The sequence below is a fragment of the Flintibacter sp. genome, from assembly GCF_046973065.1.
The window spans coordinates 72,026-81,386 of sequence record NZ_JBKVXZ010000008.1 but is presented as its reverse complement, the minus strand read 5'-3'; the positions used below and the strand labels follow the sequence as shown (position 1 = coordinate 81,386).

At 54.8% G+C, this 9,361-nt stretch carries 7 protein-coding genes; 4 read left to right on the top strand and 3 right to left on the bottom strand.

What is annotated here, in order from left to right; all coding sequences use genetic code 11:
• Window positions 1-626 precede the first annotated feature (626 nt).
• Window positions 627-800 (top strand): hypothetical protein, encoded by a 174-nt coding sequence (locus ACLTXB_RS05200; RefSeq protein ID WP_428226265.1) that lies wholly within the window; start codon window positions 627-629, stop codon window positions 798-800.
• A gap of 670 nt (window positions 801-1,470) precedes the next feature.
• On the opposite strand, the gene ACLTXB_RS05195 is transcribed toward ACLTXB_RS05200, so the two are convergent.
• The 3 genes from ACLTXB_RS05195 to ACLTXB_RS05185 all read right to left on the bottom strand — a co-directional run bounded on the left by ACLTXB_RS05195 (window position 1,471) and on the right by ACLTXB_RS05185 (window position 4,601).
• Window positions 1,471-1,986: a WYL domain-containing protein gene (locus ACLTXB_RS05195; RefSeq protein WP_428226267.1), complete on the bottom strand. Its 516-nt coding sequence runs from the start codon at window positions 1,984-1,986 to the stop codon at window positions 1,471-1,473.
• 340 nt (window positions 1,987-2,326) lie between these two features.
• The gene (locus ACLTXB_RS05190; protein ID WP_428226264.1) at window positions 2,327-2,632 is read right to left on the bottom strand and encodes a hypothetical protein; all 306 of its coding nucleotides are present in this window, start codon (window positions 2,630-2,632) and stop codon (window positions 2,327-2,329) included.
• Window positions 2,633-3,281: 649 nt separating this feature from the next.
• Window positions 3,282-4,601 (bottom strand): HTH domain-containing protein, encoded by a 1,320-nt coding sequence (locus tag ACLTXB_RS05185; RefSeq protein ID WP_172592660.1) that lies wholly within the window; start codon window positions 4,599-4,601, stop codon window positions 3,282-3,284.
• A gap of 369 nt (window positions 4,602-4,970) precedes the next feature.
• Here ACLTXB_RS05185 and ACLTXB_RS05180 point away from each other — a divergent pair, with 369 nt between their 5' ends.
• From ACLTXB_RS05180 to ACLTXB_RS05170, 3 genes are all read left to right on the top strand, one after another.
• Window positions 4,971-6,428: a M20 family metallopeptidase gene (locus tag ACLTXB_RS05180; RefSeq protein ID WP_119345454.1), complete on the top strand. Its 1,458-nt coding sequence runs from the start codon at window positions 4,971-4,973 to the stop codon at window positions 6,426-6,428.
• Window positions 6,429-6,499: 71 nt separating this feature from the next.
• On the top strand, window positions 6,500-7,777 hold the full coding sequence (locus ACLTXB_RS05175; protein ID WP_428226263.1) for an SLC13 family permease: 1,278 nt from the start codon (window positions 6,500-6,502) through the stop codon (window positions 7,775-7,777).
• A 127-nt stretch (window positions 7,778-7,904) separates the two neighbouring features.
• On the top strand, window positions 7,905-9,296 hold the full coding sequence (locus ACLTXB_RS05170; RefSeq protein ID WP_428226262.1) for a sodium/glutamate symporter: 1,392 nt from the start codon (window positions 7,905-7,907) through the stop codon (window positions 9,294-9,296).
• Window positions 9,297-9,361 lie beyond the last annotated feature (65 nt).

The window sequence follows — 9,361 nt, the reverse complement described above, 5'->3', positions numbered from 1 at the left end:
CTTCATTTACTCCAGCGACTGCAAACTAATTTGCGAAAAATCCTTGACACTACCTGTTTCGGCTCCGCTCCACTTCATCTTTGGGCCTCTTTGACCATGCTGTTTCCGTGTGGTCCGGGGCGGTGTGTGGTGGGGTCTGTGGTCAGAAACGCTCCCCAGCCCTTGCCGGTGTCTTTTGCCGACAGGGACGGGGAGCGTTTTTCATATCTCTGACTGTCTGCATTGTACCTCTGAGAGCAGAATGAAGCAAGTCATTTCTGTGCCATCCGCGGCTCAGAAAATTGGGGGACAGTAAACAAAAAAGCTCCCGGAGGCAAAACTACCTCAAAGCAGAGTAGGCCGCATTTCATATTCTTGATTGACAAACGCATATTATTAATGCGAACAATATTTCGTGTGTTGGTTTTATTATAGCTGGAATAACAGTTCAAATTAATAAACTTTTATGAAAAATCGTTCGTCGCAGCAGGAGTACAACACAAAGAGGTGCCCTTATGGGATTTAAGGAGCGGCTGAAGGAGAAGAGATTTGCAGCCGGATTAACACAGACGGAATTTGTAGAAAGAGTTTCTGTAACGACGAGGACAATATAAAATTATGAATTAGGCTCAAGAAGACCAGGCAACATGAAGGTGATCGGGGATATTGCAACCGTGCTCAACACCACAGTTGACTATCTACTCAATCATGCTGACATCCATTCAATGGAGACGTGCCAAAAAGGTGGTTTTAAGGCGGAGCAGCACCTTGATGAACTGGTTGGAGAGGTGACTGACTTGTTTGCCGGTGGCCAGCTCTAGGAGGATGCGCTGGAGCGAGCTATGCGTGCTCTCAGTAATACCTATTTGATCGCGAAAGTGAAAAAGAAAAAATACTGCTAGTCTAATAGCAAGATTCCCCCGTCCAGGTATCCCGTTTATATGGATGGCTCATCATTGCATATCTGGGATTTTGGATAAATCTGCAAGCCTGTTCACGATGAAATTATGACGAGTGGTTTTGATAAGGATACATGATCTATATGAATCTTATGTCTATCATGTGTGCTGATGCTCAAGGACAAGAACGCATTCTTGCTTTTTTCTTAGAAGTCACTTGCCCAAAGTCACCACGAAACCGGAAAAAACATATTACAGGCACAGCCATGCTTTCTGCGATTTTGAGTGAATGTGGTGTTGTTGCATATTATAACATGGATCATTTGGTTTGTTTGGGGCACTTCCGATAAATGAGAGAGGAGCTGCCAAACACGGAACAGGTGTGCGCCTATTGTAAGTTCGCGGGCAATCGGGCATCTCTTCCAAAGTGTACAGCGTGGGATTAAAGAGTGTTTCAAACAGATTGTCCAGGGAGCTTTGAGATTGGGACTCCTGATTCTCATGACCGATGCCTCCTTCGATTGTGATGGGCCATGGTAACACCTCACACGGTTTAAATTTTATGAGCCAGCATATTTTTCTACATTCCGGGTCAAGGTATCTCTGATTTTTCCCGCAGCCATTGAGGCTCCAGCAGCTCCACGTTGTCGGCGTATTGCAGGGCAAAGAGCTTGACGCCCTCGGCGGCAATGGACATGGTGATCTCGGTGAGTCCCTGGCTGTTGGGCTGCGTGTACTGGGGCACGCTGCCAAAAAAGTCCACCAGGGTGTTGAGAATCCGCTCGTGGCAGCGCATACAAACATAGGTTTCCTTGCCGGGATACATGCCCGGTGTGCGGTCCTGGTACTGGGCTGGATCAAAGTCCTTGAGAGGCTCAAAGGTTTCGGGAAGAAGCTCCACATGCAGGCTCAGGTCGGTGCGCAGATTCATCATGCTGCGATGGCGGCAGACCAGGTAATAGTTGCCGTTGGACCACATCAGGGCATAGGTGGAGACGGTGAGCTGGCTGTTTTTTGCCTGCTCCACCAGCTTGGGCTGCCAGCACCGTTCGGAACAGATCAAGCGGTACTCCCCGTAAGTGATCTTCACCTTCTGGTGTTCCCGGATGGCCTAATCCAGCTGATTGATCAGGGCAAACTGCTGGGGATTTCCCCCTGTTTGTAGACAAAACGGCTGGGGATATACGTTGCAGGCCGGGACCGCAGTCGGTTGGGTGCGTCCAGAAACTTCTGCGTCTGATTCTGGGAGATGTGGGGATAGACCTACACCAGGTCGGCAAAAATCCACCATTCGCCCTCGGTCAGGGGATTGTCCAGATAGTAGTAACGGGTGGTCTTGTTGTGCTGAGACGTCTGCTCCGCCTCCCACTTGTCATAGGGGATATAGCGGTACCGGCCTGTGACGCTTTTCTTTCGGCCGACACAGCGCAGCTGGAAGGGAAAGGTTTTCAGATTGAAAGCACTTTGTTTTTGAGGAGGTTGTCTACAGAGGAGTAGGTGGGGGCCTCAAACGGGGAAATGGTGAGGTCCAGAGCTACATCCTGGTGAAGCACCGTTCCATCGTAAACTTCCAGAACGACATGGAGGGCATTCTCCGTCTGATAGACGCTGGTGCAGGCGGGGGCGTCCTGATGAACCAGGGGGTCAGAGGAGAACAGCTCCAAAAGGTTGGAGACCTGGGTCAGGATCCGGTTCACCGTGGCACGGGAGGGCGGCTGCTCCCTATTTTGAAGATAGTGACAGATCTCGCCCACACTCAGCGGATACTCCCGGGAGGCGTGGAGCCGTAGCACTTGTTCCGGTCTAACGAAAAAGCGACATAAACTCCCACAAATTCTGACCGCACTCTGGGGGCCACCTCATGGTGCGAATTATGCGTAAAAAACATCATTGACGATACACTTCCCCGCCGCGATTTCTCTGCTTCCAAACCATGCAGTTCCAATCCAGCCGTCTGTCTCTTCCCTTCCGTTTTCTGCTAGACTCTTTCTGCCGCAGCGGCTTGCGGATTCCAGGCGCTTGATTTCAAGCCGCTTTTAGGCCGTTGGGAAAACAGTTGGATGTGGAAGGATTTTTCTTGGGGCTCCTCATGGAAAAACAAAAAAGAGGAGTCTTGGTTCTTTTCCAAGACTCCTCTTTTCATGTCTGTTTTTCGAGGGATTTTGTGACTGGTTTCCGATTAGTTGTCACAGCACTGTCCAGATGGCCTCCAGACTTTGGTAGGGGTTGCTGTACATCTTGCGTTCGTTTTTCTTGGATTTTTGTTCCTATTCTTCCATATCAAAGGAGCCTCCTGCCTGCACGGACTGAACCGTGCAGTTTTCGTATTCCGATTTCCGCGCCATCGTTGTGCGGGTTAAAAATTGCCACAGCCGCTGCTCCAGAGGTGCCTGGGTATGTTGCTCAGAGCGCCTGGCCGGACTCCAGCTTAGAGCGGTCAATGGTGTAAATTTTTGCAGGACGGCCCCGGAAATTGAGCTGCCGGTTATACTCCACTCGGGCCAGCCCGCCCTCCTCCAGCTTTTTCAAGATGCGGGAGGCGCTTCGAGTAGTGACGTTGAGGAAGAAGGATAGCTCCTCGGAGGAGAGGGTATTTCCCTGCTTTTGCTGAATGATGTACAAAATTTTATTTAGATACAAGGGGGAGATGCCCACCCGCTCGCTGATTTGAATCAGATTTTTGTCGGGAATGTCGTTGTAAACCATTCGTTGTGTGCTGGAAAGGGGTCCGATCATGACATTGTTCTCCAGGGAAATGAAGGTGGCGCAATCCCCATACAGGGTGGCCTGCTTTAAGGCGCGCAGGCCGTTTTGATATGCCTCGGATATATTTCCGGCGCTGCCCCAGCCGATACAGATGGGGACGGAGAGTTTTTCCGTCAAAAAGGAGATCAGGGGACAGGTGGTGTATTGCTGGGTGAGTTCCTTCAGGGTGGAGGTATTGGAGGTGATCTCAAAGCGGTTGGGGAGTCGGTAGGTCAGGAAGGGCATCCCGGACTGGCGGTTGAACTGCTGCAATCGCTCCCACAGGGTCTGCTGCTCCTGCTGAGTCAGTGTTTTGGGCACATCAATCAGAGCCACGCAGGCCGCCGCCGCCCGCATTGCGCTGGCGTCCAGCTGGTGCAGCAGATCCTGATAGGTCTCCAGCATGGTCTCCTGGGAGGGATACAGATATTGATGGCGGATACTGTGGGTATCAAAATAGGAGCCCATGCTGGCAAAGCGGGTCACCAGCAGGTCAATGGTCCCGCTGTCCCACAGCTGCTTATAGTATTCCTGGAGGGGGACATACCAGTCCGGAGCATCCACATTGGGCCAGTCAATGGGGGCGGTGCCCAATCTGGGGGCATCCTCCTGTAAAAAAATGGACTTGAAATCCACGGGGACCTGGGGGCGGTCAAAATAGACGCGGGTGAAGTCCAGCCCCGGGTGTTGAATGGCCAGAGCGGCGATGGCCTTGTAATAGTCCACGGGGGAGAGGTCAAAGTACGCGTGGGGCACATCAGCCACCTGAGGAAAAAATTTCCGAATGACATTATAGGGGTAAGAGCCACTGAACAGCAGAGCATCAAATTTTCCCTGGTTTTCCTCGTACAAAAAACGGAGGTGGTCCGGGGAAGTATAGGGCAGATAAGTGATATAGCTGCGCTGAGAAAGCAGGTCATTGAGCTTTAAAATCCGCTGCAGGGACAATTCGTTGGTAAATACTCCGATGGAATACATGCTGGCTGCCTCGTTCCTTCCAAATTCTGCATACAACATTCTGCTTTCATTATAATATAGCTGTTCCACCAGAGCAACCCATTTTGCCCGGGGGACAAATATTGAGGAATTGACAAAAAAAGATTCAAGATATGACAGGAAGAGGGGGAATATAGAAATAATTAGCGGAGAAAACCCAGATAAAGACAAGAGAGAGGTGTAGTGGTTTGTTAAAAATGGAGAATACAGAAAAAAGTGAATAATAACTTGACAGCACTTGCATTTCTTTTTTATACTAAAGCAAGATTTCCGAATAGTGTCTTTAAATGTCTTAAATAAATTCAAAATATTCGGGAACCAATGAACAGAGGGTGAAAGGAGTGAGGACAGATGAATCACCAGAAGAGTCAGGCCCTGGATGCCATTGACCGGAATCGGGAGCTGCTGTGCCGCGTCAGCGACCAGCTGTGGGAGCATCCAGAGGTGGGCTTCCATGAGAAGTATGCCGCCGAACTGTACTGTGACACGCTGGAGGCCCTGGGCTTTCAGGTGGAGCGGAATTTGGCGGGGATTCCCACCGCGTTTTCCGGCACCTATGGAAACGACGGCCCGGTGATCGGCTTTCTGGGGGAGTTTGACGCGCTGCCCGGCTTGAGCCAGGTGGAGGCCGCGCTGGAGAAAATCCCGGCGCAGGAGTCGGCTCCCGGCCATGGCTGTGGCCACAACCTGCTGGGTGTGGGGTCGCTGGCTGCGGCCGTTGCGGTGAAGCAGTATCTTCAGGACAATCATCTGCCGGGGACGGTCGTGTTTTTCGGTTGTCCCGCAGAGGAGGGGGGCTCCGGCAAGGGCTTTATGGCCCGGAGCGGAGTGTTTCAACAGGTGGATATCGCCTTTAGTTGGCATCCCGGAGAGGTCAACAGCGTCTCCACTGAGGGAACCATGTCCAACTATCAGATCTGCTACCATTTTCGTGGGGTCTCCGCCCATGCGGCCATGTCTCCCGAGCAGGGGCGCAGCGCGCTGGATGCGTTGGAGCTGATGAACATAGGGGTACAGTTTTTGCGGGAACATGTGCCCACCGATACACGGATCCACTACGCCATCACCGACACCGGGGGAAGCGCTCCGGGGACGGTCCAGCCCTACGCTCAGGCGGTGTATCTGTTGCGTGCCGTACATCCCCAGCAGCTGATCGACCTCTACGACCGGGTCAATAAAATTGCCCGGGGCGCGGCGATGATGACCGATACGACGGTGGAGATCGAGTTTATCAAAGCCTGCTCGAACGTGGTCATCAACACCGAGCTCAACCGCCTGATGCAGAAAAATCTGGAGCAGGTGCCGCCTGCCGGATTTGACGAGGCCGATCTGGAGCAGGCCCGGCGGTATCAGCAGACCTTCCCCAAGGGGAAGACCTACTACGACTCCCTGGTGGACGAGGTGGAGGACCCCCAGATGCGCGAGGAACTGCAGGCCAGGGCCGACGAGCCCATCCACCGGGTGGTGATGCCGCTGGCCCGGGAGCGCCAGGGCTTTGTGTCCTCGGACGTGGGCGACGTCAGCTGGAACTGCCCTGTGGCTCAGATCAACGCCGCCACCATGCCCGCCGGAGTGCCCATGCACTCCTGGCAGATGGTCGCGGTGGGAAAGACCCCCATGGCGAAGAAGGGAATGCTCTATGCGGCCAAGGTGATGGCGGCGTCCGCCATCGACGCCCTGGAGGACCCCGAAATCATCCGGCGGGCCAAGGAGGAACTGTTGCGCCGTACCGGCGGCAAGACCTACCAGCCCCCCATCCCGGCAGAAATCCAGCCCAAAATTCCCCGGGATCTGTTTCAGACACCCTAACCGCGTTGGCATAGAAGACATCTTGCATACGATTTGAGTACACACACAAAAAAGAGTAGGGAGAAATCGTTATGACCCAAATTACCATTTGTCTTGTCCTCTTTGTGGCGATGCTGGTGTTGTTTTTCACCAACAAGCTCCCCATGTCGTTTACCGCCCTGGGCGCCATGATCCTGCTGGTGTTTACCGGCTGTCTGGACGCCAAAACGGCGGTCGCGACCTTCGGAAGCTCCACAGTCGTCACCATGGCGGCCATGTTCGTGGTGGCCGCCGGCCTGAGCCGCACACAGATGATCAACCACATCACCAGGCTGCTCTATAAGATCACCGACGGCTCTTTCACTAAGGTGCTGGCGTGTTATATGCTGGTGACCTGCCTGCTGGGCCAGTTTGTTCCCAGCATCGTGGCGCTGTTTGCCCTGGTGCATCCCCTGGTGCAGAGCATGTGCGACCGTATGAACATTAGCCCCTCCAAGATGATGTATCCCATCGCGGTCGCCACCGTCTCCACCAGCTTCATCGTTGAGCCCATCGGCCCCTATGCCGCCTGGTATGTGACCCAGAACGGATTTATGGAGTCCTATGGCTGGACCGGGACCCAGCTGAATATGTGGAGCGAGACCAGCGTCTTCCTGCCTGTGGGCATCCTGACGCTGCTGTGGGCCATCTTCGTCATGCCCCGTATGCTGCCCGACCAGCCCGAGCGCCCCATTTCCGCCATCGGCGGGCGCAAGCTGCAGGAGAAGGAGCCTCTGAGCCCCGTGCGTGAGGTCCTGGGCTACGGCGTGTTCGCAGTGGTTGTCATCTGCCTGATGCTGGGCTTCTCCTCCTGGCAGGTGACCCTGGCTGGCGCCATCGTTCTGGTTGTTACCGGCGTTCTCACCGAGCGCGAGGCCATCGACAACCTCAACCTGAGCACCGTGCTGCTGTATGTGGGCGTGTCCGCCTTCGGCGAGGGCCTGGCCCAGACCGGCGCGGCCGAGATGGTCGGCGACGCCATTGCCAAGGTGCTGGAGGGCGTGACCAACGGCTATATCATTGGCTTTGTGTTCTACATGGTCAGCTTCCTGATGACCTCTCTGCTGTATAACCGCGCGGTGAGCACCGTGCTGACCCCCGTGGCTGTGATCACCTGCACCTCCATTGGCTGCGATCCCAGAGGTCCGGTGATCCTGTGCGCCCTGGCTACCATGTCCTCTCTGATCACCCCCATGGCCACCGCTGTGGTGCCCATGGCCATGAACGTCGGCGGCTACAGCGCCAAGACCATGTTCAAGGTGGGTATCCTCCCCGGTATTCTGCGCGGCGTTGTGGGCACGCTGATTGCCATGACGCTCTTCCCCATGTAAATTAAAGCAATTTCGGAAAGGAGCCGCCATGGAATCAACGTTCTGTGACCGGCTCCTTGCCATATCCGCCGGCGGGAGAGAGGCGGCGGAACCAGACGGAACAACGAGGAAAATAGGGGGGACTGACATGACGTCAAGCTTATTTACGGAACTGCTGAAGGCAGTGGCCATCTTAGGGGTATTTCTGCTGATCGGAGCCTTTCTGCGGGCGAAGGCCCCGTTTTTTAGAAAACTGCTGCTGCCCGCCTCTGTGATCGGTGGATTTCTGGCCCTGATCGTGGGCCCGCGCGTGCTGAATCTGATACCATTTTCGGAGGACTACCTGAATACGTGGTCCCTGCTGCCTTCCATTCTGATCGTACCCATTTTCGCGGCGGCTCCCCTTGGCAACGGCATGGGGGCAGACCGGGCCCGGAAAAAGAAGGGCCTGCTTCAGTATGGCCCGTCTGTGCTTTTGATGTGCGCGCTGTTTTCCACGGTGAGCTGTCTGCAAGGTGTAGTGGGATACGGGGTCAACCTGGTGTTTACCGCCATGGGGTGGGATCTCTACCGCACCTTTGGCTGGGAATTGAGCCAGGGGTTTGCGGGGGGACACGGTACGGCCTCGGCCATCGGTGGTATTCTGCAGGACTTTCAGCTGGACTACTGGAGCACTGCCCAGAGCGTGGGCGTCACTATGGCCACCGTGGGGCTGCTGGGCGGTATGCTCATTGGCATCTGGATGATCAAACGGGCCAACGACCGGAAGGAGATCGCCGGCTTTGACGCAGGCGTGATTCCGGAGACTACGGCCCGGGGAGTCATCACCGATCCAGAACAGCAGGGGTCCCTTGGGCGGGAGATGTTCCTGAGCTCCTCGGTGGACCCTGTCACGGTACACCTGGCCATTATCCTTCTGGGCTGCGGCATTGCCTACTGGGTGCGCGCCACGCTGGGTGAGATGAACGGGGCGTTTTCCTCCTGTCCGGTCTGGTTTTATGCGCTGGTCATCATGTATGGGCTCAATTACTGCCTGTGCAGGCTGAAGCTGGACTGGATGATCGACAAAAAGGTCAAGGCGCGGGTGACGGGACCGATGTCCGATGTGGCGATCTGCGGCGCCATCGCCAGTTGTGACGTCTCCGCCGTGCTGGAGTTGCTGACCCCTATTGCGGTGATGTGCGTGCTGGGTTTTCTGGTCTCCTGGATCACCTTCCCCATTGCCCGGAGGGTCTTCCGCGGCAACTACGCTTTCGAGCGGATGATCGTCTGCTGGGGTGCCAACACGGGGGTCACTATCACGGGTATGATGCTGCTGAAAATCTGTGATCCCGACTATCAGACCCCGGCCCTGGCCGAGTTTTCTATGGGATTTGCGCTGATGAGCATCATCAGCACCGTAACCTCTCCCATCTACTACGGACTGATTGCGGAGGGTTCGACGATGGCAAACCTGATGTTCAATGTGGTGATAGGCGGATTCTATATTCTCATGGGCGTATTGGCCTATCTGGCAATGAGAAGGGCAAAAGCAACCTAGACATCCGGAATGCACCCCCGGCCGCCTTGCGCGACTGAGGGGTGCTGTGCTGTTCCGGCGGGTTC